Origin of the sequence: Ensifer sp. Root127, assembly GCF_001425225.1 — a bacterium.
Lineage (GTDB): Bacteria > Pseudomonadota > Alphaproteobacteria > Rhizobiales > Rhizobiaceae > Ensifer > Ensifer canadensis.
Window position 1 is genome coordinate 39,518 of record NZ_LMDX01000006.1, and the last position, 24,972, is coordinate 64,489.

Annotated in this window: 27 protein-coding genes; 15 read left to right on the plus strand and 12 right to left on the minus strand. The window is 62.1% G+C overall.

The annotated features are described in order from the left end of the window. Nucleotides 1-69: 69 nt before the first annotated feature. Nucleotides 70-564: a DUF2809 domain-containing protein gene (locus ASD03_RS09890; RefSeq protein ID WP_234907849.1), complete on the plus strand. Its 495-nt coding sequence runs from the start codon at nucleotides 70-72 to the stop codon at nucleotides 562-564. Here the strand turns inward: ASD03_RS09890 and ASD03_RS09895 are convergent, their stop codons facing one another. Beyond that, a complete protein-coding gene (locus ASD03_RS09895; protein ID WP_057213116.1) occupies nucleotides 565-1,140 on the minus strand; it encodes a TetR/AcrR family transcriptional regulator in 576 nt (191 codons plus the stop codon). A gap of 133 nt (nucleotides 1,141-1,273) precedes the next feature. Here ASD03_RS09895 and ASD03_RS09900 point away from each other — a divergent pair, with 133 nt between their 5' ends. After that, nucleotides 1,274-2,479 (plus strand): MFS transporter, encoded by a 1,206-nt coding sequence (locus tag ASD03_RS09900; protein ID WP_057213118.1) that lies wholly within the window; start codon nucleotides 1,274-1,276, stop codon nucleotides 2,477-2,479. 103 nt (nucleotides 2,480-2,582) lie between these two features. Here the strand turns inward: ASD03_RS09900 and ASD03_RS38785 are convergent, their stop codons facing one another. The 3 genes from ASD03_RS38785 to ASD03_RS09915 form a co-directional block, all read right to left on the minus strand. Then, nucleotides 2,583-2,879: a hypothetical protein gene (locus ASD03_RS38785; protein ID WP_063978396.1), complete on the minus strand. Its 297-nt coding sequence runs from the start codon at nucleotides 2,877-2,879 to the stop codon at nucleotides 2,583-2,585. Nucleotides 2,880-2,979: 100 nt separating this feature from the next. After that, nucleotides 2,980-3,693 (minus strand): DUF6065 family protein, encoded by a 714-nt coding sequence (locus tag ASD03_RS09910; RefSeq protein WP_057213119.1) that lies wholly within the window; start codon nucleotides 3,691-3,693, stop codon nucleotides 2,980-2,982. A gap of 129 nt (nucleotides 3,694-3,822) precedes the next feature. Next, entirely contained in the window at nucleotides 3,823-5,145 is a 1,323-nt protein-coding gene (locus ASD03_RS09915; RefSeq protein WP_057213121.1) for an MFS transporter, read from the minus strand. Between the two features lie 264 nt (nucleotides 5,146-5,409). Here ASD03_RS09915 and cyoA point away from each other — a divergent pair, with 264 nt between their 5' ends. From cyoA to ASD03_RS09945, 6 genes are all read left to right on the plus strand, one after another. After that, on the plus strand, nucleotides 5,410-6,600 hold the full coding sequence (gene cyoA, locus ASD03_RS09920; protein ID WP_057213123.1) for a ubiquinol oxidase subunit II: 1,191 nt from the start codon (nucleotides 5,410-5,412) through the stop codon (nucleotides 6,598-6,600). 32 nt (nucleotides 6,601-6,632) lie between these two features. Beyond that, on the plus strand, nucleotides 6,633-8,636 hold the full coding sequence (gene cyoB, locus ASD03_RS09925) for a cytochrome o ubiquinol oxidase subunit I (RefSeq protein WP_057213126.1): 2,004 nt from the start codon (nucleotides 6,633-6,635) through the stop codon (nucleotides 8,634-8,636). Between the two features lies 1 nt (nucleotide 8,637). Then, nucleotides 8,638-9,261, plus strand: a complete 624-nt coding sequence (cyoC, locus tag ASD03_RS09930; RefSeq protein WP_025429525.1) for a cytochrome o ubiquinol oxidase subunit III — start codon at nucleotides 8,638-8,640, stop codon at nucleotides 9,259-9,261. Further along, a complete protein-coding gene (gene cyoD, locus ASD03_RS09935; RefSeq protein WP_057213128.1) occupies nucleotides 9,258-9,665 on the plus strand; it encodes a cytochrome o ubiquinol oxidase subunit IV in 408 nt (135 codons plus the stop codon). Before cyoC ends, cyoD begins: the two co-directional genes overlap by 4 nt. 15 nt (nucleotides 9,666-9,680) lie before the next feature. Further along, entirely contained in the window at nucleotides 9,681-10,430 is a 750-nt protein-coding gene (locus tag ASD03_RS09940) for an SURF1 family protein (protein WP_057213130.1), read from the plus strand. Between the two features lie 129 nt (nucleotides 10,431-10,559). Next, nucleotides 10,560-11,870 (plus strand): MFS transporter, encoded by a 1,311-nt coding sequence (locus ASD03_RS09945; RefSeq protein WP_057213132.1) that lies wholly within the window; start codon nucleotides 10,560-10,562, stop codon nucleotides 11,868-11,870. Nucleotides 11,871-11,917: 47 nt separating this feature from the next. Here ASD03_RS09945 and ASD03_RS09950 read toward each other — a convergent pair whose 3' ends face one another. Then, complete coding sequence (locus ASD03_RS09950) at nucleotides 11,918-12,205, minus strand: barstar family protein (protein ID WP_057213134.1); 288 nt, start codon at nucleotides 12,203-12,205, stop codon at nucleotides 11,918-11,920. A 236-nt stretch (nucleotides 12,206-12,441) separates the two neighbouring features. Between ASD03_RS09950 and minC the strand changes: the two genes are divergently transcribed. From minC to ASD03_RS09970, 4 genes are all read left to right on the plus strand, one after another. Next, nucleotides 12,442-13,185: a septum site-determining protein MinC gene (gene minC, locus ASD03_RS09955; RefSeq protein ID WP_057207625.1), complete on the plus strand. Its 744-nt coding sequence runs from the start codon at nucleotides 12,442-12,444 to the stop codon at nucleotides 13,183-13,185. 31 nt (nucleotides 13,186-13,216) lie between these two features. Next, nucleotides 13,217-14,032 (plus strand): septum site-determining protein MinD, encoded by an 816-nt coding sequence (minD, locus tag ASD03_RS09960; protein WP_025429519.1) that lies wholly within the window; start codon nucleotides 13,217-13,219, stop codon nucleotides 14,030-14,032. Further along, nucleotides 14,029-14,292, plus strand: a complete 264-nt coding sequence (minE, locus tag ASD03_RS09965) for a cell division topological specificity factor MinE (RefSeq protein WP_025429518.1) — start codon at nucleotides 14,029-14,031, stop codon at nucleotides 14,290-14,292. Before minD ends, minE begins: the two co-directional genes overlap by 4 nt. Nucleotides 14,293-14,451: 159 nt before the next feature. Then, nucleotides 14,452-15,552 carry an NAD(P)/FAD-dependent oxidoreductase gene (locus ASD03_RS09970; RefSeq protein ID WP_057213136.1) on the plus strand — a complete coding sequence of 367 codons (1,101 nt, stop codon included), beginning with the start codon at nucleotides 14,452-14,454 and terminating at the stop codon, nucleotides 15,550-15,552. Between the two features lie 13 nt (nucleotides 15,553-15,565). Here ASD03_RS09970 and ASD03_RS09975 read toward each other — a convergent pair whose 3' ends face one another. After that, nucleotides 15,566-17,044: a PLP-dependent aminotransferase family protein gene (locus tag ASD03_RS09975; protein WP_057213138.1), complete on the minus strand. Its 1,479-nt coding sequence runs from the start codon at nucleotides 17,042-17,044 to the stop codon at nucleotides 15,566-15,568. Between the two features lie 74 nt (nucleotides 17,045-17,118). Between ASD03_RS09975 and ASD03_RS09980 the strand changes: the two genes are divergently transcribed. Further along, the gene (locus ASD03_RS09980; RefSeq protein ID WP_057213140.1) at nucleotides 17,119-17,757 is read left to right on the plus strand and encodes an FMN-binding negative transcriptional regulator; all 639 of its coding nucleotides are present in this window, start codon (nucleotides 17,119-17,121) and stop codon (nucleotides 17,755-17,757) included. A gap of 9 nt (nucleotides 17,758-17,766) precedes the next feature. Next, nucleotides 17,767-18,330 (plus strand): GNAT family N-acetyltransferase, encoded by a 564-nt coding sequence (locus ASD03_RS09985; RefSeq protein WP_063997072.1) that lies wholly within the window; start codon nucleotides 17,767-17,769, stop codon nucleotides 18,328-18,330. A gap of 287 nt (nucleotides 18,331-18,617) precedes the next feature. On the opposite strand, the gene ASD03_RS09990 is transcribed toward ASD03_RS09985, so the two are convergent. Next, nucleotides 18,618-18,998, minus strand: coding sequence for a YciI family protein (locus ASD03_RS09990; RefSeq protein ID WP_025429513.1), 381 nt, complete (start codon nucleotides 18,996-18,998; stop codon nucleotides 18,618-18,620). Between the two features lie 227 nt (nucleotides 18,999-19,225). On the opposite strand from ASD03_RS09990, the gene ASD03_RS09995 reads away from it, so the two are divergent. Further along, entirely contained in the window at nucleotides 19,226-19,435 is a 210-nt protein-coding gene (locus ASD03_RS09995) for a hypothetical protein (protein ID WP_057213142.1), read from the plus strand. 228 nt (nucleotides 19,436-19,663) lie between these two features. Here ASD03_RS09995 and ASD03_RS10000 read toward each other — a convergent pair whose 3' ends face one another. From ASD03_RS10000 to ASD03_RS10020, 5 genes are all read right to left on the minus strand, one after another. Continuing rightward, nucleotides 19,664-20,515 (minus strand): alpha/beta hydrolase, encoded by an 852-nt coding sequence (locus ASD03_RS10000; RefSeq protein WP_057213144.1) that lies wholly within the window; start codon nucleotides 20,513-20,515, stop codon nucleotides 19,664-19,666. Between the two features lie 529 nt (nucleotides 20,516-21,044). Beyond that, complete coding sequence (locus ASD03_RS10005; RefSeq protein ID WP_057213146.1) at nucleotides 21,045-21,722, minus strand: RraA family protein; 678 nt, start codon at nucleotides 21,720-21,722, stop codon at nucleotides 21,045-21,047. A gap of 119 nt (nucleotides 21,723-21,841) precedes the next feature. Then, nucleotides 21,842-22,870: a hydroxyacid dehydrogenase gene (locus ASD03_RS10010; protein ID WP_057213148.1), complete on the minus strand. Its 1,029-nt coding sequence runs from the start codon at nucleotides 22,868-22,870 to the stop codon at nucleotides 21,842-21,844. Between the two features lie 41 nt (nucleotides 22,871-22,911). Continuing rightward, on the minus strand, nucleotides 22,912-23,760 hold the full coding sequence (locus ASD03_RS10015; RefSeq protein WP_063978398.1) for a CoA ester lyase: 849 nt from the start codon (nucleotides 23,758-23,760) through the stop codon (nucleotides 22,912-22,914). Then, on the minus strand, nucleotides 23,757-24,971 hold the full coding sequence (locus tag ASD03_RS10020) for a CoA transferase (RefSeq protein WP_025429507.1): 1,215 nt from the start codon (nucleotides 24,969-24,971) through the stop codon (nucleotides 23,757-23,759). The genes ASD03_RS10015 and ASD03_RS10020 overlap by 4 nt, the downstream gene beginning before the upstream one ends. Between the last annotated feature and the right edge of the window lies 1 nt (nucleotide 24,972).

Below are 24,972 nucleotides of genomic sequence, written 5' to 3' on the forward strand. Positions count from 1 at the left end.
GGCTAACGGTACGAGAATGTGACTTTACGTATATTTGAAATAGGGGTTGGCCGGCACGAAGGTTCGTTGATGGATACGGTGATCCTCGGTTTGGCCATCGCGCCATTTGCCGAGCCTCACCGCTCGACAGGCGGGTCGCATCCCGTTACATCGCTCGCCATGGAACTCCGCTTCGACCGCACCGCCTTCTTGTTTTCCATCCTTCTTTTCGTCGTCCTCGTCGTGCTGGCGACGCGTGGGGCCGGATGGGGTTGGGTCCGCAGTTTTTCCGGCGATGTCCTTGCCGTGATGTGGGTGTACTGCACGCTTGCATCGGCGGTGAAAGCTCGACCCCAGCTGCTCGCCGGTATCGCCTTCCTGCTAGGCGTGGCGATCGAGCTTGCGCAGTATCTGGCGGCCAGTTTCGATATCCGCATTTCCAATCCCGTCTTGAGGATCGTGCTTGGAGCCACGCCGGACTGGTGGGATGTGCTCGCCTATGCGCTGGGTGCGGTCCTCGTGTTGGCCATCGCAATGCTCGGCCGCTTCCGGCACCGCCGTCACGTCGGTGCATACGCGCTTTGATCAGACGGAAGCGGGCGCTTTCGAAACCAGTCCCATTGCGCCCGAGACCAGACGCGCGACATGTGCCGTATCCGGCGCCTCGCCGAAAAGGATGCGGTACATGATCGGTGAGACGACGCGGTCCATGACGGCGTCGACCTCAGGAAATGCTTCGCCACGGTCCGCAGCGCGTGCTGCGATCACCTCGATCTGCTGCTTGGTGAAGTTGCAGCACTGATAGGCGCCGCTCCCGTCCTGCGCCGCCAGCACGTCGCGTATCATCTCGCGCCCGGGTTTCGAGGACATCTCCTCGGCATATTGGACGGCCCAGGCGAGGAGATCTTCGCCACCGCTTCCGGTATCGACGGGTTCCATGTCGGGCTTCAGCCGTTCGACAGCGACATCCGCCAGGAGTTCCTGGATGTCGCCCCAACGGCGATAGATGGTCGAGGGCGTGACGCCCGCTTCGACGGCGATCATCGGAATGGTGATCTCCGTGCGCTCCATTCGTGTCATAAGGGCCTGCGCGGCCCCGTGCACCGATGCCTGCACCCTGGCGCTTCGCCCGCCCGGACGGGGACCTTCCCTGCCTGCCATTTCGACCCTTCCTTCGGTGTGCTGCGCATGGATCAGAAACTTTCACTGCACCATAAACGCAAATTATTTGCTTTTATGGGCGTTCGTCCCTACATCGCCTAAACGCAACGATTTAGCGTTAAGGGTTATATAGATGTTCTCCTCTGCCAAATCCAGTGAGAGTGACGGTCCGACCGCCAACCCCATCGCCTTCCACGCGGTCACGCTTGCCACGTTCTTCGGCGCGTCGGCGGCACCGACACCGCTTTACCGCATCTACCAGGAGAGCTTTGCTGCCTCGCCTGTGATGATGACCGGCATCTTCGCGGTCTATGCCTTCGCGCTTCTGTCCGCGCTGCTGATCGCCGGCTCGATATCCGACCATCTCGGCAGGAAGCCGGTGATTTTCGCCGCGCTGCTTCTCGAAATCGTGGCGATGGCGCTCTTCGTTCTCGCAGACGGACCGTCCTGGCTGATCGCCGCGCGTATCGTCCAGGGGTTTGCGACCGGCATCGCCGGCGCCTCGATCGGTGCGTCGCTGGTCGACGTCGATCGCGGCAGGGGCCAGCTCGTCAATTCGCTCGCGCCGCTGATCGGCATGGCCGTTGGCGCATTGGGCACCAGCGCGCTCATTCAATACGGGCCGTTTCCGCTTCACCTCGTTTATGGCCTGCTCCTGATCGGCTTTGCAGTGCAGGCAGCGGCGATATGGCTGACGCCGGAGACGGGCGGCAGACGCAGCGGCGCGCTGTCTTCACTGAAGCCGACGATCGCCATTCCGCTTCAGATCAAGCGACCGCTGGCACTGGTGACGCCGATCAACATCGCCAACTGGGCGCTTGGGGGCTTCTATCTCTCGCTGATGCCCTCGCTCGTCGCGTCCGTCACCGGCAGCCGGGCGCCGCTGACCGGTGGAGCCGTTGTCGCCACGTTGATGGCAGCCGGTGCCGTCAGTGTCTTTCTACGCCGTGCATGCAGTCCCCGGGCAAACGTGGCCTTCGGCGTCTCGGCCACGACCGCCGGCATGCTCATCGTGGTTGCCGGCACGCACCTCGCAAATGTGCCGGTCATGATCCTTGGCACCTTGCTGACCGGAGCCGGTTTCGGCACCAGCTTCCTCGGCATCATGGGATCGATCATGCCGCTCGCCAAGGCGGATGAGCGCGCCGGGCTGCTTTCCGCCTTCTACATCCAGAGCTATCTTGCCTTCAGCCTGCCGGCGATGGCCGCTGGGTTTCTCGCCAAGACACTGGGCTATCAAACGACCACCGACATCTACGCCGCCGTCATCATCGTCACCGCGGTTGGAGGGCTGATGGCAAGCCGCGAGCGCCGGGCAGGGGTGTCGGCGGTTTCGTGATTGATCGTCGACGCCTGAGTTCGAGCGAGGAATGTGTTTCACGATGGAATAGAGCTTCGTGACGCCCGTTATTCCTTCGGACCGGGGATACCGGTTCGTTTTTTCAAGAAGGAGTCACGGGCATGAAGAACCACTGGAAACTGAGCGCCGCCCTTATCGCCTGCGTAACCGCCCTTGCCGGCACTGAGGCGCAGGCAAAGCAGAGCACCGCGCCGGTGCAATCCGTCGGCAGGCAGGCGGGCGGCCACAACGACAGCACGATCATCGTTGCTGGCAACAGCTCCTCCAACTCGTCGAGCAACTCCAGCTCGAATTCATCATCGAACAGTTCGTCAAATTCGAGCTCCAATTCCTCATCGAACAGCTCGTCGAACTCCAGTTCGAACGGCTCAGACCGCACGTATCGCTCCGGCAAGCTGTGGCATACGCGCTGACAGACGATCAAAAAAATTGAGCGGGGACCGGTGGACCGGTCCCCGCTTTTTGACGTTGGCAACAGGTCAGCGCGTGGCCCGTGCCATCTTTCGATACCAGCCAGGACAGGCGATCGTGTTTCGGTAGACCGCGTTGCGGATCGCCGCTTCTTCGTTCGTTTCAGCCCGAATGTCTGCCTTGATCGCGGCATCATCCCGACGAAAAGGAATGATCTGAACGAGCGGCGTGCCCTTCTCGATCACGTGGACACCGTCCGGTGCGGTCGCGAAGAACGGGAAGTGGATGTTGGCGGAATAGGTATCCGTATCGACGACACCGGCCACGCACTCGAATGGCTGCGCCGGTCGGTTCAACGGTGGCACGAACAGGCGGCTCCAGCCGGGAGGGGTGCGGATGGACCAGTAGTTGTGAAACTTGCAGGGCGGGCTCGGTTCCTTCGGGTTGCCGGCAACCTGGTGCGCGCCGTGATTGCTGACCATCACCTTGTCGAATTCCCAGCCAGCCTCGACGTTTCGCCCGTCGTCGCGGATTTCGAGACGCACCGTGGCGGCCAATGGCAGGATCCAGCCTGATGTCATCGCGTCCAGGAATGGCAGACAGCGCTTGATGGTCAGGCCGTTGTCTCTGGCGGAAAGGTGCTGCGGGTCAACTGCGGGCAGCCTGCGATACCATTCCGGCAGACTGGTTTTGGCAGCCACGGGCGGGGCGATGACACCCAGGTCTTCCGGCTGGCAGAGGAATTGGATGCGTGGCGGTTCTTTCTTCCAAAAGTGCAACATGCTCGTTCTCCGTTCGGATGGGCGGAAGAACGGTCGGCGTCGGGGATTATTCCCCGTTCATTCAGAAGAACGCAAAGGCAGGCTGGACGGCAGCGTCAGATGCGGGGTCGAGCCGCCCCCAAGGGCGGTTCAGTTCTGGTCGAGCGCCCGGGTGAGGCTGAGCGCTACCAGCGTGCAGATTGCACCGGAGATCAGATAGCCGCCGATGAAGACGATGCCGAAGCTGGTCGCAAGTCCAAGCGCCACCAGCGGTGCGAACGCCGCGCCGACGAGCCAAGCCAGGTCGGAGGTGAGTGCCGCTCCGGTGTAGCGGTAGTACTGGGTGAAGCGCGAGGAAACAGCGCCGGAGGCCTGGCCAAAGGTGAGGCCGAGGACGCCAAAGCCGATCAGGATATAGGCGTCCTGTCCGGCTCCGCCGGCGTCAAGAAGGAAGGGTGCGGAGAAACTGAAGATGGCGATCAGTGTCGCGCCGATCATCAGCTCGTTGCGGCGGCCGACGCGGTCGGCGATCAGGCCCGACACGATAATGCCGATCACGCCGACGGCTGCGCCTGCGACCTGGACCAGCAGGAACCGGGCAGCCGACTGTCCGCCATTCAGGATGACCCAGCTCAGCGGGAAGATCGTCACCAGATGGAACATCGCAAAGCTCGCCAAAGGCACGAAGGCGCCGAGCACCACGTCCAGAGCGTGCTTGCTCAGCATTTCGAACACCGGCCGGGCTTGCAGCTCCTGTGCGTCCATCGCCGCGCCGAATTCCTTGCTGGCGACGATGCGCAGCCGGGCAAACAACGCCACGACGTTGATCGCGAAGGCGACGAAGAAGGGATAGCGCCAGCCCCAGGAGAGGAAATCCTCCTCGGAAAGATTGGCAACGAAATAGCAGAAGATGATGCTGGCGAGCGCAAAGCCGATGGGTGCCCCGAGTTGCGGGATCATCGCATACCAGCCGCGGTGGTTCGGGGGCGCGTTAAGGTTGAGCAGGGACGCAAGTCCGTCCCATGCGCCGCCGAGAGCAAAACCCTGTCCAAGTCGGAAAAGCGCCAGCAGTGCCACCGCCCAGTAACCGATCGTCTCATAGCCGGGCAGAAAGGCAATCGATGCCGTCGAGCCTCCGAGGATGACAAGGGCGATGGTCAGCTTGGTGCCGCGGCCGTAGTTGCGGTCGATCCACATGAAGACGAGGGAGCCGACCGGGCGCGCGATAAAGGCCAGCGGAAAGATCGCAAACGACATCAGCGTGGCTGCGACCGGACTGGGAGCGAACGGGAAGATGAGCTTCGGGAAGACCAGGATCGAGCCGAGGCCGTAGACGAAGAAGTCGAAGAACTCCGACATGCGGCCGATGACCACGCCAATGGCGATGCTGCCTGGCGACAGTGGCTTGTCGTCATGGATGCGGCGGGCGTCCCGCTCAAGGCCTGAAGACGTAGGATTGACGACCGAGCTCATGAATTCCTCCCGGCGATTTGTGCCGCCTCGTCGAAATGTTGATCAATCAACGCCCGAGATCAAGGAAGCGGCGAAAAAAAACGTAAACTCGTCGGCATCTTCCCAATGGTCAGCCGGCGAGGATGCACTAGATTGGGCACTTGCGGACGTCGCTGTCCATTCTGTTGCGATGCGACAGAATGCTGCAGTGCGACGAACGACCTCATTCCGCCGAGCCCGATACGCGATTAGTGCCGACTAGACAAAACGCAAATGGAGCCCGAAATGCCCACTCCATTGAAGCTCGCCGGACGATCGGCCGTTCTTCTATCGACCCTGGCCCTTGCCGGGTGCGACCTGGTCGTGATGTCGCCCTCCGGCGACATTGCGGCACAGCAGAGAGATCTGATCGTCGTTTCGACGATCCTCATGCTGATCATCATCGTGCCGGTGCTTTTCCTGACGCTGTTCTTCGCCTGGCGCTACCGCCAGTCCAACACGGCCGCCAAGTACGATCCGGAATGGCATCACTCCACCGGGCTGGAAGTCGTCATCTGGTCAGCGCCGCTGGCGATCATCATTGCGCTCGGGGCCGTCACCTGGATCAGCACCCACAAGCTCGATCCCTACAGGCCGCTCGACCGGCTTGACGCCAATCGGCCTGTTCCCGCCGAGACGAAGCCTTTGACCGTCGAGGTCGTGGCGCTCGATTGGAAATGGCTGTTCTTCTATCCGGACTACGGAATCGCCACCGTTAACGAGATGGCAGCACCGGTGGACGTGCCAATCAATTTCAAGATCACCGCATCCTCGGTGATGAACTCCTTCTACGTCCCCGCCCTTGCCGGCATGATCTATGCAATGCCGGGCATGCAGACCAAGCTGCACGCCGTTATCAACAAGCCGGGTGAGTATGAAGGCCTGTCGTCCAACTATAGCGGCGACGGCTTCTCGCACATGCGCTTCAAGTTCCATGGGTTGGACCAGGCGGGCTTCGATCAGTGGGTCGCAAGGGTCAAGCAGAACGGCACCATGCTCAATCGCGACGCCTACCTGAAGCTCGAAAAGCCGAGCACGAAGGAACCGGTCCGCTACTATGCTGGCGTCGAGAACGGGCTTTACGAAGCGGTGCTGAACATGTGCGTGCGCACGGGCCAGATGTGCATGAACGACATGATGCACATCGACATGATGGGCGGTGCCGGCGTCGAAAGTCATGAGAACCGCGCCAAGCTCGAGCACGACAACCGTCATGCCGGGGAAACGGGCCATGCGGGCGAAGCCGCACCCGGCGCCACCTTCCCGGCGACGGGCAATCCTTCGAAGAGCGAAGGGCCGGCCGAAGGTATCGACAAAGAGCCGCAGTCGATGAACCACGACATGCACAACACGCACGGCGACCACGCAGCGCCTGCCGGGAACCAAGCCGGCCCGGCGCCTGCACAGTTGAACAACGCCGGCACCACGAAGCCCTGAGGCCCGCATTTCAAGAGAATTTGGATAGCCCTATGTTTGGTAACACCAACCTCACACAATTCATCTTCGGGCGGCTCACCTGGGAAGCGATCCCCTATCACGAGCCGATCCTGGTCGCGACGTTCATCGCTGTGGCGATCGGCGGCATCGCCGTCCTGGCGCTGATCACGAAATACAGGCTCTGGGGCTACCTCTGGACCGAGTGGTTTACCAGTGTCGATCACAAGAAGATCGGCGTCATGTACGTGATCCTGGCGCTCATCATGCTGCTGCGCGGCTTTGCCGACGCGATCATGATGCGCCTGCAGCAGGCGATCGCCTTCAACGGCAACGAGGGCTATCTCAATCCGCATCACTACGATCAGATCTTCACTGCCCACGGCGTGATCATGATCTTCTTCATGGCCATGCCCTTCGTCACCGGCCTGATGAACTATGTCGTGCCGCTGCAGATCGGCGCGCGCGACGTCTCCTTTCCGTTCCTCAACAATTTCTCGTTCTGGATGACGACGGCCGGTGCCGTGATCATCATGATGTCGCTGTTCGTCGGCGAATTCGCGCGCACCGGATGGCTTGCCTATCCGCCGCTGTCGGGCGCCGATTATAGTCCCGGCGTCGGCGTCGACTATTACATCTGGGGCCTGCAGGTCGCGGGTGTCGGAACGACACTATCGGGCATCAACCTGATCGCGACCATCGTCAAATTGCGTGCGCCGGGCATGACGCTGATGAAGATGCCCGTCTTCACCTGGACGTCGCTCTGCACCAACATCCTGATCGTCGCCACCTTCCCGATCCTGACCGCGACGCTGGCGCTGTTGTCGCTCGACCGCTACGCCGGCACCAACTTCTTCACCAATGACCTTGGTGGCAACCCGATGATGTATGTGAACCTCATCTGGATCTGGGGCCACCCGGAAGTCTACATCCTCATTCTGCCGGCCTTCGGCATCTTCTCGGAAGTCGTTGCCACCTTCTGTGGCAAGCGGCTCTTCGGTTACGCCTCCATGGTCTATGCGACCTGCGTGATCATGATCCTGTCCTATCTCGTCTGGCTGCACCACTTCTTCACCATGGGGTCCGGGGCATCGGTCAACGCCTTCTTCGGCATCACCACGATGATCATCTCGATCCCGACGGGGGCGAAGATGTTCAACTGGCTCTTCACCATGTATCGCGGCCGCATCCGCTACGAGGTGCCGATGCTGTGGACCGTCGGCTTCATGGTCACCTTCGTCATCGGCGGCATGACCGGGGTCATGCTGGCCATCCCGCCGGCAGACTTCGTGCTGCACAACTCGCTGTTCCTGATCGCGCACTTCCACAACGTCATCATCGGCGGCGTCGTGTTCGGCCTGATGGCCGGCCTCGTCTACTGGTGGCCGAAGGCCTTCGGCTACAAGCTCGATCCGTTCTGGGGCAGGATGAGCTTCTGGTTCTGGCAGATCGGCTTCTTCTTCGCCTTCATGCCGCTCTACGTGCTCGGCCTGATGGGCGTTACCCGCCGCGTGTCGCAGTTCGAGGATCCGTCGCTGCAGATCTGGTTCGTCATCGCCGCCTTCGGCGCCGTGCTGATCGCGCTCGGCATCGCCTCCTTCATCGTCCAGCTCGTCGTCAGCTACCTCCGGCGCGATCAGCTGCGCGACACGACGGGCGATCCGTGGAACGCCCGGACGCTGGAGTGGTCGACCTCCTCGCCGCCGCCGGATTACAACTTCGCCTTCACGCCCGTCGTGCACGATCACGACAGCTGGTACGACATGAAGACTCGCGGCTACGAGCGTCCGCTCGGCGGCTTCAAGCCGATCCATATGCCAAGGAATACCGGAACCGGCGTCATCCTCGCGGGTCTCAGCGTCGTCCTCGCCTTCGCGCTGATCTGGTACATATGGTGGCTGGCGATCGTCTCGTTCGTTGCCATGCTGGTCGTGTCAATCGGCCACACATTCAACTACAAGCGGGATTTCTACATCCCTTCCGAGACCGTCACCGCAACCGAGGACGCCCGGTCCGAACTTCTGGCGGAGCGCACCTGAGATGGCGAACAAGACCCAAGTCGAAGCAACCGAAGCGCCGCAGTTCTATCTGGAGGAAGAGCACCATCCGGAAGGCAGCACCATGCTGGGCTTCTGGATCTACCTGATGAGCGACTGCCTCATCTTCGCCGTCCTCTTCGCCACCCATGGCGTGCTCGGGCGGAACTATGCGGCCGGTCCGTCGCCGGCCGATCTGTTCGATCTGCCGCTTGTTGCCATCAACACGGCAATGCTGCTGTTCTCCTCGATCACCTATGGTTTTGCCATGCTCCAGATGGAGCGCAACGCCAAGATGGAGACGATCTTCTGGCTTGGCGTGACCGCCGTGTTCGGCCTGGCGTTCCTCGGGCTGGAACTCTACGAGTTCTATCACCTGATCCTTGAGGGGGCAGGCCCGACACGCAGCGCGTTCCTGTCGTCGTTCTTCACGCTCGTCGGCACCCACGGCCTGCACGTCACCTTCGGCATCATCTGGATCGTGACGATGATGGTGCAGGTCAAGATGCATGGTCTAATCCCCGAGAACCGTCGCCGCCTGATGTGCCTGTCGATGTTCTGGCACTTCCTCGACGTCATCTGGATTGGCGTCTTCTCCTTCGTCTATCTGATCGGAGCCATCGGATGAGCTCACAGCCAAACAGCCTCACCCATGAAGATGCCGGCCAGGCCCATCACGGCCACAGCCACGGCCACCAAGCCGGCCACGGCTCGTTCAGAAGCTACATGATCGGCTTCGCGCTTTCCGTCGTCCTGACCGCCATTCCCTTCTGGTTGGTCATAGGCGGCGTGTTCGATAGCAAGCTGACGACGGCCGTCTTCGTCATGGGCCTCGGGGCCATCCAGATCGTCGTGCACATGACCTTTTTCCTGCACATGAACCCGCGTTCGGAAGGCGGCTGGACGATGATGGCGCTGATCTTCACGCTCATTATCGTCGGCATCGCGCTCGCCGGCTCGCTGTGGGTCATGCACCATCTGAACGTCAACATGATGCCGATGACGCACGAAATGATGAAGAACATGCCATGACGGCCCGTTGACGGCATGGCGATGAATGGGGGAGCGGCGAAGATCGAAGTGGGGGCAGAGCCTGTCCGCGCTCGCACCATTTTCACCGTCGCCCTGTCGGTGCTGATGGTGGCTTTCTTCGCCCTCGGCTCCTGGCAGGTGCAGAGGCTCTTCTGGAAGCTCGAGCTGATTGCCCGCGTCGATGCCCGGGTTCACGCCGAACCTGTTCCGGCTCCGCCCCCGGCCGAATGGCCCGGTATCAGCGCGGAAAAGGACGAATACCGTCGCGTGACCACGACCGGCGTCTTCGAGCACGAGAAGGAAGTGCTGGTCCAGGCGGTCACCGAGCGTGGCGCCGGCTTCTGGGTGATGACGCCGATCGTCCAGGACGACCGGTCGACCATCCTGATCAACCGTGGCTTTGTTCCGCTCGATCGGCGCGATGCTGCCGCCCGCTCCCAGAGCCGGACTTCCGGTGTTGTCGAGGTTATCGGCCTCTTGCGAATGCCGGAACCGGGTGGCGGCTTCCTGCGTTCCAACGACCCGACAGCCGATCGCTGGTATTCGCGTGACGTCGTTGCGATCGCCAGGGCCGAGGACCTGGCGAATATCGCACCTTATTTCATCGATGCCGACGCCACGCCCAATGCGGGTGGTCTCCCTGTCGGCGGGCTGACGGTAGTCAGCTTCCGCAACAGTCATCTCGTTTATGCGGTAACCTGGTATGTGCTGGCACTGCTGAGTGCGGCGGGCATCGTTGTCGTTTATCGCTCGCGGGCGGGCTGAAGGCTTGGCGATTGTGCGTCGGCGCGGATAGGTTTCACGAAAGACGGACATCTCTCGGGTGCGATACCGCAGATGCATCCTCGCCCGAACAGCCGCGCCACCGATTAACGATAAGCACAAAGGCCTCCCATGCAGTCAGTCAGCATCGAACAGGGCATCGAGGCCGCCGGCGTCGGGCTGTTCCAGCGTCGCCTCTTCGTCATCTTCGGCCTTGTCTGGGCGGCAGATGCTATGCAGGTGCTGGCAATCGGTTTCAGCGCGCCGTCAATTGCTGCGACGTTCGGCGTCACCATCCCGCAGGCTCTGCAGTCGGGCACGTTCTTCTTTCTCGGCATGCTCGTCGGTGCCTTTGTTTTCGGGCGGCTCGCCGATCGCATCGGCAGGCGACCGGTGCTGTTCATCGCGATCATCATCGACGCAATTTTCGGCATCGCGTCGGCCTTTGCACCCGACCTTACCTGGCTATTCGTGGCCCGTTTCCTCACCGGGCTTGGGGTTGGCGGCACGCTGCCGGTCGATTACGCCATGATGGCTGAATTTCTGCCGGCCAACCGACGGGGGCGCTGGCTGGTGCTGTTGGAGGGGTTCTGGGCCATTGGGACCGTTGCACTGGCAATCCTGGCGCTTGTGGCTGGCAGTCATGGCAGCGAGGCTTGGCGGACCATCTTTTTCATCACAGGCATTCCGGCGTTGATCGGTGTCGTCCTGCGCTTCTACGTCCCGGAATCGCCCTTTTACCTGAACCGGCAGGGACATTCGACCGAGGCCCGCAGCGTGTTGCAGCGCATCGCCGGGGCGAACGGACGGGATGTGACGATCCCGCCGATCGTCCCTCAGGCTGCCGAGCGCAAATCGATCACAGCACTTCTCTCGCCTGCGCTTCGCCGCCGGACGATCTTTCTGATGTTGGCGTGGCTGCTCATTTCCATATCCTACTACGGCATCTTCGTTTACTTGCCGGTCAAGCTTGCCGGCGAGGGCTTCGGTTTCATACGCGGCGAGGTTTTTCTCGTCGTTCTGGCGATCGCCCAGCTGCCCGGTTACGCGTTGGCTGCCTATGGCGTGGAACGCTGGGGGCGGAAGGCAACATTGATCGGCTTTCTCCTCCTCAGCGCGGCCGGCTCCCTGGCCTATGCTCTTGGGCAGAGCACGGAGCTTGTCGTTGCGGCCACGCTGTTGATGAATTTTGCCCTTTTGGGCACGTGGGGTGCGATCTATGCGTTGACGCCGGAAATCTATCCGACGAGCCTGCGCGCAAGCGGCATGGGCACGGCCGGCGCAATCGCCCGTGTCGGCGGGTTGCTTGCGCCGTCGATGGTTGCCCCGATCATGGCGACCAGTTTCACGACCGCGCTCGGCGTCATTTCGGGCCTGCTACTGCTTGCGGCGCTGAGCGTGTCGCTGATCGATGCCGAACCCCGCAACAAGGGTCTCGCGTGAGAGGTGAGATGCAGCACTGTTCCAGTGCTCGCCTTTGATGATTTCGACTACTTGAACTCAATCACGACGACGGTCGCGGCCCGCGCGATATTCTGCAAGGCATCCAACAGGGATACGCCACTACCGGTCTTGATGTGGCTGAGCGTTGCTGCATTTTTGAACGTCAGTTTGCATCGCCCGGGATAGCCCGGCCCGCCGCCCTCGACCGCGTCCCAGAACGCGTCGAGGTTGCAGCCAAAGTCTCGACCAGCCGCAGGATTCGTCACGGCAAGGTAGCGGCGCCAGAGATCCGCATCGGTCGCAATCCCCTGACAATCGATGACAAAGTGCTTCATTCATGCTGCTTTCGAGAAGCCGCCGTCGGCACCAATAGGGCACCGGCGTGCCCGGTTCAATCGGCCGTGGTGCACCCGATGGCAGATCATTCGCGATGGAGCGTACAAGGGATTGCTTGCCGAAGTTGTGTCGAGGCAAGCCGTTCGAAAAGCCCGCCTGCGAGAAGCGGCAGCCGCCTGTTAACCAATTGTTAACCATCCGTCGCCTAGATCACGGCAACGAAAAATTAACGAAGATGATCAAAGTGCTAACAGACGCTCGTTCGATCCGTATCAAGGGCCGCTCGTTCCTGAGCCTCGCGCTGTCGCCCGAGCTTCCACTCGATTCGTGGCTGACGCGGCTCGACGATCTGGCCGCTCGCTCGGCGGGTTTTTTTCTCGGCCGACCGGTAGTGCTTGATATCGTCGACCTCGAAATCGACCGGCCGCAGCTGAAGGGCCTGCTCGAAGAACTCGCCAGCAGGAACGTCCGCGTCCTGGGCATCGAGGGCGGACGTCCCTCGCTGTTCGAGCCGGGCATGCCACCCTCAATGAGAGGCGGGCGGCCGGCGCCGGAATTCGAGGCGGCAGCGGGCGAGTTGATCGCCGGTGAGCCGAAGGCACCTGAGGCTGTCTCCGTCATCGGCCAGGAAACGCCGGCGGCCAGAGCGAGCGCGTCGATCATCGTCAGGGAGCCGGTTCGTTCCGGACAATCGGTGATCTTTCCGGAAGGCGATGTCACCGTGATCGGGTCGGTCGCATCCGGCGCCGAAATCATCGCCGGCGGTTCGATCCATATTTACGGAGCGCTCCGGGGGCGGGCGCTGGCGGGTTCCGTAGGTAACACCTCGGCGCGGATCTTCTGCCGCCGGCTGGAGGCAGAACTGCTGGCCATCGACGGTGTCTACAAGACCGCCGACGACATGGCGTCCGAGCTTCGTGGACAATCGGTGCAGCTTTGGCTCGAAGACGACTCGATCATGGCAGAGAGACTTAACTGAGCCGGTGCCGGCCAGGAAACAGGAGCGGAAGATGGCGAAAGTAGTTGTTGTTACATCGGGCAAAGGCGGCGTCGGCAAGACGACGTCGACCGCTGCTCTCGGCGCAGCGCTCGCGCAGCGCAACGAGAAGACCGTCGTCGTGGATTTCGATGTCGGCCTGCGCAATCTCGACCTCGTCATGGGTGCCGAGCGCCGTGTCGTCTATGACATGGTCAACGTCATTCAGGGTGACGCCAAGCTGCCGCAGGCGCTGATCCGCGACAAGCGCCTGGAGACGCTCTTCCTGCTGCCGGCATCGCAGACCCGTGACAAGGACAGCCTGACGCCGGAAGGCGTGGAACGTGTCATTAACGACCTGAAGAAGCATTTCGACTGGATCATCTGCGACAGCCCTGCCGGGATCGAGCGCGGTGCAACGCTTGCCATGCGCCATGCCGACATGGCCGTGATCGTGACCAATCCGGAAGTTTCCTCGGTTCGCGACTCCGACCGGATCATCGGCCTGCTCGACGCCAAGACAGAGAAGGCCGAGCGGGGAGAACGGGTCGAGAAGCACCTGCTCCTGACCCGCTACGATGCGCTGCGCGCCGAACGTGGCGACATGCTGAAGGTCGACGATGTCCTGGAGATCCTGTCGATTCCGCTGCTCGGCATCGTTCCCGAGAGCATGGACGTGCTCAGGGCATCCAACATCGGCGCCCCGGTGACGCTCGCCGACAGCAAGTCTGCGCCGGCGCTTGCCTATCTCGACGCCGCTCGCCGGCTTGCAGGCGAAACCGTGCCGATGACCATCCCGGGTGAAAAACGCGGTCTGTTTGGCAAGATCTTCGGACGGAGGGCAGCATGAGCATTTTCAGTTTCTTCAAAAAGCAGAGCTCGGCCCCGACGGCGCGCGAGCGCCTGCAGGTCCTGCTGGCACATGAGCGCGCCTCCGTCGGCCAATCGGATCTCGTTGCGCTGCTGCGGGAGGAGATTCTTGCGGTCATCTCCAAGCACGTTCAGATCGACGACGACAAGGTCACAGTCAAGATGGACCGCGGCGAACACGTGACGACGCTGGAAGTCGACATCGAGATCCCGCTCGCCGCCGGTGCACGGGCAGCCTGAAAGCGGGTCCGCAGCATATGACGTCAGGCAGCAGGGGATATCGATGGTTCAGATCATCCGTTCCTGTGCTGCCTGACGTATCCCGTCATGCTGTGCTACTGCATCGTCTTGCAGCGCCCTTGGCGTCCCATTTGACGCGCGACGCTGTTGAGGTCCGCTATGTCCCATGAGCAAGTGGAATGCATTGTCGCGGGAGCCGGCGTCATCGGGTTGGCCGTCGCTCGCGCGCTTGCTCAAGCCGGCCGTGAGGTGATCATCGTCGAAGCGGCCGATCGTATCGGCAGCGTAACGTCGTCGCGCAACAGCGAAGTGATCCACGCCGGGATCTACTATCCGGCGGGCAGCCTGATGGCGCGCTTGTGCGTCGAAGGCCGGGCCCTGCTCTATGCCTATTGCCGCGAACGCGGCATCCCCCATCGGCAATGCGGAAAGCTGATCGTGGCGACCTCGGCCTTGGAGCTCGAGCAGCTCCCCGATATCGCGGTGCGCGCGGCGCAAAATGGCGTGCCGGATCTCCGGCAAATCTCGGCCGCGGATGCGCGCGTCCTCGAACCGGCGCTTGCCACCACCGGCGCGCTGCTGTCGCCGGTAACCGGCATCATCGACAGCCACGCGTACATGATGTCGCTGCTTGGCGATGCCGAGAATGCCGGCGCGGTCTTGGCGCTCAACAGCCCCGTCGAGCGAGGCAAGGTGACCGATGGCGGTATCGTCATCGACGTCGGCGGCGCCGAACCCATGAGCCTTGCCTGCCGGCTGTTCGTCAACGCCGCCGGCCTCGGCGCACCGATGCTGGCGCGCCAGCTTGAGGGCATGCCTCTCGGGCTCGTGCCGAAAGAGTACTATGCCAAGGGCGACTATTTCTCCCATGTCGGCAGGGCGCCGTTCTCACGGTTAATCTATCCCGTGCCGGTCAAGGGTGGACTCGGCATCCATCTAACCATCGATATGGCCGGCCAGGCCCGTTTCGGCCCCGATATCGAGTGGGTCGATACATTGAGCTATGACGTCGATCCGGCGAAGGCCGCATCATTCTACGCCGGTGTTCGCCGCTATTTTCCTGGCCTGAAGGACGGCGCGCTCGTGCCGGCCTATTCCGGTATCCGGCCAAAGATCGTGCCGCCGGAGGTGGCAAGCCAGGACTTCGTCGTGCAAGGACCAAGCGTGCACGGCGTGCCCGGACTGATCAATCTGTTCGGCATCGAGTCGCCCGGCCTCACCGCATCCCTAGCGCTGGGGAAGCTGGTGGCAGAAATCTAGGCCTGTGGGCAACTCAACCGTCGTTTGGGCCGTAGGACAGCTCGCCTAATCCGTAAACGACGGATGCCAGCTTTTCCGTTCCCCGGCGCAATTCGTCCGGTGTCAGCGAGGCATAGCCGAGCACCATGCCGGCCCGGTCCGGTTTGCGTTCGAGATAGAGCGGCGACACGGGGTAGATGCCAATCCCGGCAGCCCCCGCGGTTTCGATCAGCCGCGTCTCATGCTGTGCGCTGATCTCACGGAACCAGACGACGACATGCAGCCCGGCCGATGTGCCGACGATCTCTAACTGTTCGCCAAAGCATGATGTCAGTGCCGAGATCAGGGCGGCGCGACGCTCGGCATTGGACCGGCGCATCCTACGGACATGCCGTTCGTATGAGCCTGCTTCCAGTAGGATTGCGAGCGCCTCCTGCTCAAGGCTCGGGCTATGCCGGTCGGCGATCTGCTTGCATCGCGTGAAGACCTCGATCAACGGCCGGGGAACCACGAGATAGCCCAGCCTGAGGGCCGGCGAGAGCGTCTTCGAGACTGTGCCGACATAAATGACCCGGTCACGATCCGCTTGAAACAGCGGCGGTATCGGCTTCACGTCATAGCGGTACTCGCCGTCGTAGTCGTCCTCGATGATATAGGCTCCGACCGCATAGGCCCATTGGAGCAACGCGTCCCGTCGGCTCTGCGGCAGGACGCCACCGAGCGGAAACTGGTGGCTCGGCGTCACGTAGGCGAGCGCTGATTTTCCACGGGACGGCAGGTGCCCCACGACAAGGCCGGCATGGTCGCAGGGAGCGGCAACGATTTCAGCGCCGGCGGCGACCATGACGTTGCGCGCCATGGCATAACACGGTTCCTCAACAATGACGCGGTCGCCGCGATCGACGAGAACGCGGGCGCAGAGATCCAGCGCCTGTTGCGAGCCGGAAACGACGACGATCTGATCGGCGTCGCAGCGGATGCCACGCACACGCCAGAGATAGCCCTGAAGTTGTTGTTTCAGGGCGGCGGAGCCGGCCGGATGCTCGTAGGAAAGGCTATCACGGCGGCGCAGCAGCGCCGCATTCATCGCCCGCCGCCACAGCAGCGTCGGAAAGTCGGCGGCGGCAATATCGCCATAGCGAAAATCGAACTCCAGTGCCGGCCGCCTCTCAGCATAGTGGATCGGAAGCTCCATCAGCCGGGCAGCATAGTCCGACATCGGCCATTCCAGGCGATGCTCAGCCTGTCGGCTGTGTCGCGTTCCTGGCCCGGCCATATCCGAGACGATCGACGCCGAGCCCTGGTGGCTGATCACGTAGCCCTCGGAGACGAGCTGGTCGAAAGCGGCCGTGACCGTCGTGCGCGACACGCCCAGTTCCTCGGCGAGCGCACGGCTCGATGGCAGCCTGTCACCGGGCGCATAGACGCCAGCACCAATCTGCTCTTGCAGCTCAAGGTAAATGCGGCGGGCAGCGCCCGTGCGTTGTGATCTCCCACTGCTCAACTGGCCCAATGAAAATCTCCGAAACTGGACGTTTATTTTGTGCCAGTTAACGCCGATGCTGCGCGAAGTTCAAGGAGAGTTCCATGTACACGCCGCCAGCTTTTGTGGTCGACGACACCAGCGAAATACACGCGATGATGCGGGCATGCCGCATCGCCAATTTTATCACCGCGACGGCGCAAGGTCCCTTGGCGACACCGCTGCCGATGTTGCTCGACGCTGAGGAGGGAGAAATGGGTACGCTTTATGCCCACCTCGCCCGCCCCAATCCGCAGTGGCAAACGCCCATGATTGGCGATGGCCTCGCTGTCTTCATGGGTCCCGACGCCTACATCACCCCGGCCTGGTATGCAGCGAAGGCCGAGCATGGAAAGGTGGTTCCGACATGGAACTACACTGCTGTTCAAGCAAAGGGCCCGGTCGAGTTCTTCGATGATCCGGCCCGGCTGCTCGATGTCGTCAAGCGGCTCACTGATCTCCACGAGGCGGCGGCCGCAAAGCCGTGGGCCGTCAGCGATGCGCCTGCGGCTTATATCGCAGCGCAATTGCGCGGCATCGTCGGTATTCGAATGCCGATCACGCATCTGACAGGCAAACGCAAGCTGAGCCAGAACCGTCCAGAGCCGGACAGGATGGGCGTCAGGAACGGCCTTTCGGAAAGTCATCGCGATTTCGACCGCGCAATTGCGGACATGATCCCCGTTCCATCATCATCATCATGAGACAAGAGCATGTTCAAGTCTGATTTCGATCCACAACCGGCATTGAGCGGCGAGGCCATCTTCCTCAGGCCGCTGCGGCCGGAAGACCTCGAGGGCCTTTACTCCGCAGCAAGCCATCCCGACGTCTGGGCAGGGCATCCAGCAACGGATCGCTACAAGCGGGAGAAGTTCGAGCCCTACTTCGCGTTGTTGCTTGCAAGCGAAACGACGCTCGTGGCGATCGATCGGCAAAACGACAAGATCATCGGATGCTCCCGCTACTACGTCGCTCCTGACATGCCGGACAGCATTTCGATCGGTTTTACTTTCCTCAACAAAGCCTATTGGGGCGGCGGCACCAACTTCGACCTGAAGCGGCTGATGCTCGGCCATGCCTTCGGTACCTATCCGGAAGTCTGGTTCCATATCGCGCCGACAAACATTCGTTCGCAAAAGGCGACTGCCAAGCTCGGTGCGGCACATGTCTATGACGCGATATTGGACCTCTTGGGCACGCCGTCGCCGTGGATGTGCTTCCGGCTGCGGCAGGACGATTGGAACCGTGTCGTCGCCGGCAGGGCTGAGGTCGCTTGATCCGCTTCGTTGCCGCGGTCAGGCTTTTCCCGGCGTCGAAAGTCAGTGCAAACAAGCGCAAACCCCGAGGATTTCCACTCGTAGAAGGTTTTTCTGACGCTGGCCGGAAGGGCGTCTCGTCTGGAGGCGATCGGCGAGGTGACCTCTGCGATGGCAACCGTCGCATCGCTGTTTGATCGTGCGCAGCTGGCACTTCATAGCCTCGAGCAGGTCGCAACGGCTGACGCAAGAAGAACGGACTAACCATATCGGAGAGCTCCGTTTTCATTGTAAGTCAATACTTACGGTTATTCTTCCTTGAAACCCAATGACGCGCCGGGAAGGTAAAGCGAAATCGGCCGGATTTCGTAGGTGGCCGTCGGGTTGGCGCGACGCAGATCACGGGCTGCCGCAACGGCTGCCTCAAGCGTTGGAAAATCCACGACGTAGAGACCGAGCAATTGTTCCTTGGTTTCGGCAAAGGGGCCGTCGATGACAATGCCCTCGCCTTTGCCTCGCAGCGTCACTGCATGCTGGGTGGGGCCAAGCCGTGCCGCGGGGCCTAAGGATTTTTCCCGCACGAGGCGGTCATTGACCTGGAGCAGGTCGGTCATCAGGGCCGCGTCCTCCTCCTCGGTCCAGGATTCGACCACTCCCTCTTCGTGATAGGCGAGGATGGCGTAATACATCAAAACATCTCCCTTGCGCGTTTTCGGTTTTCGCTCAGCCAAACAACCATCGGGACGTATTTGGGTGAGCGCCGCCGCGAATATATGGCCGGATCGGCGCGCAGACTATGGGCATGCACGTTTCAATTGAAGGAACGGTTCGAGGCGAAAGCGCTCACGCTTCAATAAACTGTCGCACAGGAGGGGTATCGGAGACCGCGAAGCAATCTTGACGTCCGCGCCCGCCCATGACGGCGCCGACGTTTGATGGGTATGACATGCGCACGTCTCGAATACTGGCCGGATTGATCGAACGACACGACGAGCTGGAGCTCAAGCTCGATTTTCTCGAGTGCACCAGCACCGCTCTCAGCGATGATGGCACTCTTGCCGAGTTGCGACACACGCTCAAGGAAATCAGGCGAGATATTACCCGCAACAGAACCCGTTGTCGCTGACGTTCATCAGCGCGGACCTTGATGTTGGCGCAGGCGCCTCGCTGTCTCATCGCCAAACGGCGAGAGCACGCAGCACACGTTGTCGGCGCTGCGCACTTTCGACGGATATTGTGCAGGCGGGATACTGCCTTCACCGAGAGCGCATCTGGTTTCGACGAGGTAGCAGAAACGCTCTATCTCTTTGTTTTTGCACATTTCCAGGAAAACCGCCTCGCACTTTTCCTGGCTTTAGTCCGTGTGTCTGACAATGGCCGGGATGATGATACCCCAATCGGCCCTGTGAAGTTCATGCCCGCCGCCGGCGATCGGAAGATATTCGGAGCCGGCCACAACTTCGGCAATGGCCATCCCATGCTCGACCGAGAAGATCGGGTCGGTGGTGCCATGGATTACCAGCAGCGGCGCTTCGAGCGATTTGAGCTTGCCTTTGACAGTGTCGCCGCCCTGAAGCATGAAGTGGTTCGTGGCGGAGAGTAGGCCGCCCGAGCGATCATGATCCCGCTCGATGAAGGCACGGATCCGGTTCGCGTCATGGGGGTGGGCTGTGCTCGCGACCATGCGGGCGTCCTTCGTCATGAAATCGATCACTTGTGTCCGATCCGACCAGTCAACGCTTTCGGCCGCAGCGACGTGTTCCATATAGTCAGCGCTTATCGGTGGAAGCTCAAGCTCGAGTCCCATTGGCGTAGTGCTGACAAGCGTCAGCGACGACACCCGTTCCGGAGCGGACAACGCCAGGATCTGAGCGATCATGCCGCCGAGCGACATGCTGACGAGGTGAGCCGATGCAATGCCATAGGCGTCGAGCACGGCAACTGCATCACCGGCCATGTCCTCCATCGAATAGGGAGGATTGCCGGGGGCATATTTGGTGGAAAGCCCCGTATCGCGGTTGTCGTAGCGGATGACATAGCGCCCGCTTGCCGCCAGCTTGCGGCAGAATTCGTCGGGCCACCACATCATCGAGGCCATCGCACCCATGATCAAAAGCACCGGCGGCGCTAAGGGATCGCCAAAGGTCCCCGTGGCGATGGTGACGCCGTTGCCGCCTACGACATTCTTGGACGTTTCCTCGGCCATGGGCCCTGCTCCTCGCTGTTGCACCAGTGGCGGCCAGGGCTGCTGCCACGAGCAGGAACTGGCGTCGGCGATGTAGGTATCTACAGCGCCGCGCGGCATATTAGACGCGCAAAGGTCGCTGTAGCACTTTGAATTGCTGCATGCTTTCATCCTTAAATCGAATGGGATTTAAGGAAACAGCGTGCTTTTCATCGTCGGCTCCCTCGCGACATCTAACGTCGGCATGGGCAGACACTACGGCTCCCGACCTTCTCGCTCGAGAGAGGAACTGGCCAAAATAGGGGCATTCGTGCCAGAGCGCTGTAAGTCGCGCAGCTTTTGTTAGGTCGCGTCTAGACCGGCGGGTCCACGAGGCTCTGATGGCGGAAGGCACGGGCGTCGCAGACGCCGCGTAACGGGGCGCTTGGCCGACAACCGGCTGGCGGCCACGTCGATCACTGCGTTGTTGAAACGGTCGGGCAGTTATCGTCGTAAAACGACCGGGTGGGGAACCCGGTCGTGTTTGGTCCGCGCCTTTTGATCGAGCAGGCTAGTCGACCAGGGCGCAGCCCAGCCGCTCGAGTTCCCGGTCCACCCAGGACCTGTCCATCGTTCCAGAAAGCGTCGCCGCCATCTGCTTGGCCTCGGCATCCTGTTTGGCCCGGGTTGCCTTGAGGACCGCTTCGGCATCCGCCTTCGGCACGCAGACGATACCATCGATGTCGCCGAGCATCAGGTCCCCCGGATTGATGACCATTCCGGCGATGGAAATCTGGAAGCCGATCTCGCCCGGTCCCGTACGATAAGGGCCGCGATGGGTGACGCCAAGCGCATAGAGCGGCAAGGGCTGGGCGCGGATGGCTTCGGCGTCGCGGATCGCGCCGTTGAGGACGAAGCCGGCGACGCCCCGCTTGACCGCATGCGCCAGCATCAGTTCACCCATCAGCGCATTGGTCGTGTCGCCGCCGGCATCGACGACGATCACGTCGCCCGGTGCCGCCATGTCGATCGCCTTGTGCAGCATCAGGTTGTCGCCCGGGCAGGTCTTGACCGTCAGCGCCGGGCCGGCGAGCATGCCGCCGCTATGCATCGGGCGTAGCCGATCACCGCCGGCGACAAGCCGCGACATGCTGTCGGACACGTTGGCGACGGGCAGGACGCGGAAGGCCTCGACATAGGAAGCGTCGATACGCTTCATGCTGTTCTTTACTCTGAAACCGATGGGCATGTGGTCTTCCTTCTGGAACTCTCGAGCGTTTCCGGTTTAGGCGGGTCGTAGAAACACTCTATCTCGTTGTTTTCATGCATTTCCCGGCGGAAATCCGCCTCGCGTTTCCCGTGAAAGCTTCAGGCGGTCGCCTTGCGCAGGCCGAGGCTCTGCGGAGCCGCAAGGCTGAAGGCATCAGGCGCTTGGCCGTTGATGACGCTGATGATGTGGCGCGCGGCAATTTCGGCCATCGCTTTCGATGAGCCGTGGGTGACGCCACCGATGTGGGGCGTCGCCAGCACCAGCGGCGAGGCCCAGAGCGGGTTGTCGGCAGCCGGCGGTTCGGCTGCGAAGCTGTCGAGCGCGGCACCCGCTATACGCCTGTCGCGCAGGGCGACGGCGAGCGCCGCCTCGTCGATGATGCCGCCGCGGGCGGTGTTGACGATGAAGGACGTCGGCTTCATCAGCGCCAGGCGACGGGCATCGATCAGGTGGCGAGTCTCCGCCGTCAAAGGGCAATGCAGGCTGACGATGTCGGCGCGGGCGACAAGCTCGTCGACGTCGTCGATGGCGGTTATGTTCGCCTGAGCGAGTGTCGCTGCGGCATGCGGATCGTAGACGATGACGTCCATGCCGAGTGCGTGCGCCATGGCCGCTGTCTCGCGGCCGATCGAGCCATAGCCGATGAGGCCCATGAGGGTGCCGGCGATGTCGCGCCCCATGAAGGTCGGTTTCGGCCATTGGCCGCCTTTGACCGCCGCGGTCAGCGGTGCGATCTCCTTGATCAGCGCCAGCGAAAGCGCGATCGTGTGTTCGGCGACTGCGCGCGCGTTCGAGCCCATCGAGCGCAACACGGGTATGCCGCGATCGGCGGCGGCCTGGATATCGACATTGTCGACGCCGACGCCATGTTTGACGATGACCTTCAGCTTCGGCGACGCGGCAATGACAGCCTTGTTGATCTGGCCCTGCCGCACCATGATCGCGTCGACGCCGAGATCGGCGGCGCGTGCGGCGACGACATCCGAGGCGTCATAGGGTGGAGAAAAGAAGACATCGCAGTCATGGGCGTTGAGCAGCGCGACGGCGCTCTCGGCAATCCTGTTGTGGGTTACAAGGACGCGCCATTTGCGGCTTGTATGGTTCTCGGCAGCTGGAAAGTCGGACACTCTGTTCTCCAGGATAGATGCGGGGTCGCCGGGCGGTTGGATCAGCCCGCGGTGCGCGCCAGCAATCCGCGGGCGCGCGTGACGATCGGCAGGTCGACGAATTTGCCCTCGAAGGTGAAGGCACCGATCCCGGCCTGCGCGGCGGCATCAGCAGCGGCAATCAGGCGGCGGGCGCGGTCGAGCTCTTCCGCGGAAGGCGAGAAGCCGTCATTCAGCAGCGAGATCACGCTCGGGTGAATGCAGGTGGCGCCGTCGAAACCGAAGTCCTTGGCTTCCCTTATGGCTGCAGCCAATCCCTCCTTGTCGGCATAGTCGGCCGTGCTGCGCAGCAGCCCGAAGGAGAGGACGCCAGCGGCCTTCGCGGCGTAGTGGATCATCAGCTTCGGTATGCGCAAAACCTCAGGCGTCGGCTGGGCGCCCATGGATGTCGCAAGGTCCTCGCCACCAGCCGACAAGGCGAAGACCCGCGGGCCTGTGGCGATCGACGTGGCGTTGAGCAATCCCGCGGGATCTTCGATCAGCGGCGCAAACCGCATCGGCGGCCGGTTCGCGGCCGATTCCAGCGGCTCCAGGTGCCGATCGAGTTGATGCAGGACTTGAGGCGAAGACACCTTGGGAATGTAGAGCGCCAGTGCGCCGGCCTCGCAGGCCGCACTGGCGTCGGCCAGCATCGTCGTTTCGTCATGGGTGTTGATCCGCACGATCACCGCAGCGCCGCGCTGGCCAACCATCGGCACGGTTCGAGCAAGAGCGACCCTTGCCGCGTCCTTCTCGTTGGCGGCGACCGCGTCCTCGAGGTCGATGATAATGGCATCGGCGCCGCGTTCGTGGGCCTTTTCCAGAAAGCGGGGCGAACTGCCGGGAACATAAAGTAGCGAGCGCAGCATCATTCGGTTCTTCCCCCCATGATCAGGTCGATTTCGTCGGTCGACAGGCCGACTTCGTTGAGGACGTCGCGGGTGTTTTCGCCAAGCGCCGGTGCCGGGTTGCGCCAGACGCCGGGGGTCGCCGACATCCGCGGCAGGATGTTGTGCATGGGCAGCGACCCGTGCTCACGATCCTCCACTTCGGTAAAAACCTCGCGCTCGATGAAATGCGCGTCGCTGAAGGCATCGGCGATGTTGTAGACCGGCCCGACCGTTGCACCGGCCCGGCGCATGACGTCGAGTGCGTCGTCGCGCTCCCTCGTCGCAAACCAGGCACTGACGGCCTCGTCGACCAGCGGCCGGTTGCGGACCCGGTCGGTATTGGTGGCAAAGCGCGGATCGGTGATCATTTCGGGACGGCCGATGATCTCGAAGATACGTTTGGCAACCGCCTGGGTGGAGCCGGACAGCGCGACGTATTTGCCGTCGGCGCATCGATAGACGTTGCGTGGCGATGTCGTGTTGGAGCCACTGCCGACCCGTTCCTTGATCTTGCCGGTCGTCTTGTAGATCGCGGCCTCCGGTCCGAGCACCGAGAACATCGGCTCCAGCAGCGACAGGTCGATGACCTGCCCGCGCGCCGTGCCGCGCTGGCGCGCCAGCAGCGCCATGCTGACAGCCGAAGATCCGTAGATGCCGGCGATCATGTCGGCGAGTGCCAACGGCGGCAGTACCGGTTCCCGATCGGGAAAGCCGGTGCGGGCGGCAAATCCGCTCATCGCTTCCACCAGCGTGCCGAACCCCGGCAGGGTGGCGTAAGGACCGGTCTGACCGAAGCCGGAAATGCGCACGACGATCAGGTCGGGATTGCGGGCAAGCAGCGTCTCCGGCGCCATGCCCATCTCCTCGAGCGTGCCCGGGCGGAAGTTCTCGATGAACACATCCGCCGTGTCGAGCAGCTTGAGCATGGCACCCATCGCAGCCGGTTCGCGAAGGTTGAGCATGACCGAGCGCTTGTTGCGGCCATAGGTCTTCCAATAGAGCGAGCTTCCGCCGTCGCGCCAGTCGCGCAAGGGGTCGCCGACCGGCGGCTCCACCTTGATGACGTCGGCACCGAAATCGCCGAGCTGCAGCGACAGCATGTTGCCCGCGACCAGCCGCGACAGATCGACGACGCGAATGCCGTCAAGCGGGCCTTTGGCGGCGGCGTCGAAGCTTTTGGGTTCCTTGGTCATG

Bases quoted from the DNA above. Each gene is read 5' to 3' on its own strand.
- ASD03_RS09890 (WP_234907849.1), top strand. From the start codon at position 70: ATGGATACGGTGATCCTCGGTTTGGCCATCGCGCCATTTGCCGAGCCT.
- minC (WP_057207625.1), top strand. From the start codon at position 12,442: ATGATCAAAGTGCTAACAGACGCTCGTTCGATCCGTATCAAGGGCCGC.
- cyoB (WP_057213126.1), top strand. From the start codon at position 6,633: ATGTTTGGTAACACCAACCTCACACAATTCATCTTCGGGCGGCTCACC.
- ASD03_RS09950 (WP_057213134.1), bottom strand. From the start codon at position 12,205: ATGAAGCACTTTGTCATCGATTGTCAGGGGATTGCGACCGATGCGGAT.
- ASD03_RS09995 (WP_057213142.1), top strand. From the start codon at position 19,226: ATGACGGCGCCGACGTTTGATGGGTATGACATGCGCACGTCTCGAATA.
- ASD03_RS09940 (WP_057213130.1), top strand. From the start codon at position 9,681: ATGGCGATGAATGGGGGAGCGGCGAAGATCGAAGTGGGGGCAGAGCCT.
- ASD03_RS09900 (WP_057213118.1), top strand. From the start codon at position 1,274: ATGTTCTCCTCTGCCAAATCCAGTGAGAGTGACGGTCCGACCGCCAAC.
- ASD03_RS09945 (WP_057213132.1), top strand. From the start codon at position 10,560: ATGCAGTCAGTCAGCATCGAACAGGGCATCGAGGCCGCCGGCGTCGGG.
- ASD03_RS09970 (WP_057213136.1), top strand. From the start codon at position 14,452: ATGTCCCATGAGCAAGTGGAATGCATTGTCGCGGGAGCCGGCGTCATC.
- ASD03_RS09895 (WP_057213116.1), bottom strand. From the start codon at position 1,140: ATGGCAGGCAGGGAAGGTCCCCGTCCGGGCGGGCGAAGCGCCAGGGTG.
- ASD03_RS09985 (WP_063997072.1), top strand. From the start codon at position 17,767: ATGTTCAAGTCTGATTTCGATCCACAACCGGCATTGAGCGGCGAGGCC.
- ASD03_RS10015 (WP_063978398.1), bottom strand. From the start codon at position 23,760: ATGATGCTGCGCTCGCTACTTTATGTTCCCGGCAGTTCGCCCCGCTTT.
- ASD03_RS09915 (WP_057213121.1), bottom strand. From the start codon at position 5,145: ATGAGCTCGGTCGTCAATCCTACGTCTTCAGGCCTTGAGCGGGACGCC.
- minD (WP_025429519.1), top strand. From the start codon at position 13,217: ATGGCGAAAGTAGTTGTTGTTACATCGGGCAAAGGCGGCGTCGGCAAG.
- minE (WP_025429518.1), top strand. From the start codon at position 14,029: ATGAGCATTTTCAGTTTCTTCAAAAAGCAGAGCTCGGCCCCGACGGCG.
- ASD03_RS10020 (WP_025429507.1), bottom strand. From the start codon at position 24,971: ATGACCAAGGAACCCAAAAGCTTCGACGCCGCCGCCAAAGGCCCGCTT.
- cyoD (WP_057213128.1), top strand. From the start codon at position 9,258: ATGAGCTCACAGCCAAACAGCCTCACCCATGAAGATGCCGGCCAGGCC.
- ASD03_RS09980 (WP_057213140.1), top strand. From the start codon at position 17,119: ATGTACACGCCGCCAGCTTTTGTGGTCGACGACACCAGCGAAATACAC.
- ASD03_RS09910 (WP_057213119.1), bottom strand. From the start codon at position 3,693: ATGTTGCACTTTTGGAAGAAAGAACCGCCACGCATCCAATTCCTCTGC.
- ASD03_RS09990 (WP_025429513.1), bottom strand. From the start codon at position 18,998: ATGTATTACGCCATCCTCGCCTATCACGAAGAGGGAGTGGTCGAATCC.
- cyoC (WP_025429525.1), top strand. From the start codon at position 8,638: ATGGCGAACAAGACCCAAGTCGAAGCAACCGAAGCGCCGCAGTTCTAT.
- cyoA (WP_057213123.1), top strand. From the start codon at position 5,410: ATGCCCACTCCATTGAAGCTCGCCGGACGATCGGCCGTTCTTCTATCG.
- ASD03_RS10005 (WP_057213146.1), bottom strand. From the start codon at position 21,722: ATGCCCATCGGTTTCAGAGTAAAGAACAGCATGAAGCGTATCGACGCT.
- ASD03_RS10000 (WP_057213144.1), bottom strand. From the start codon at position 20,515: ATGGCCGAGGAAACGTCCAAGAATGTCGTAGGCGGCAACGGCGTCACC.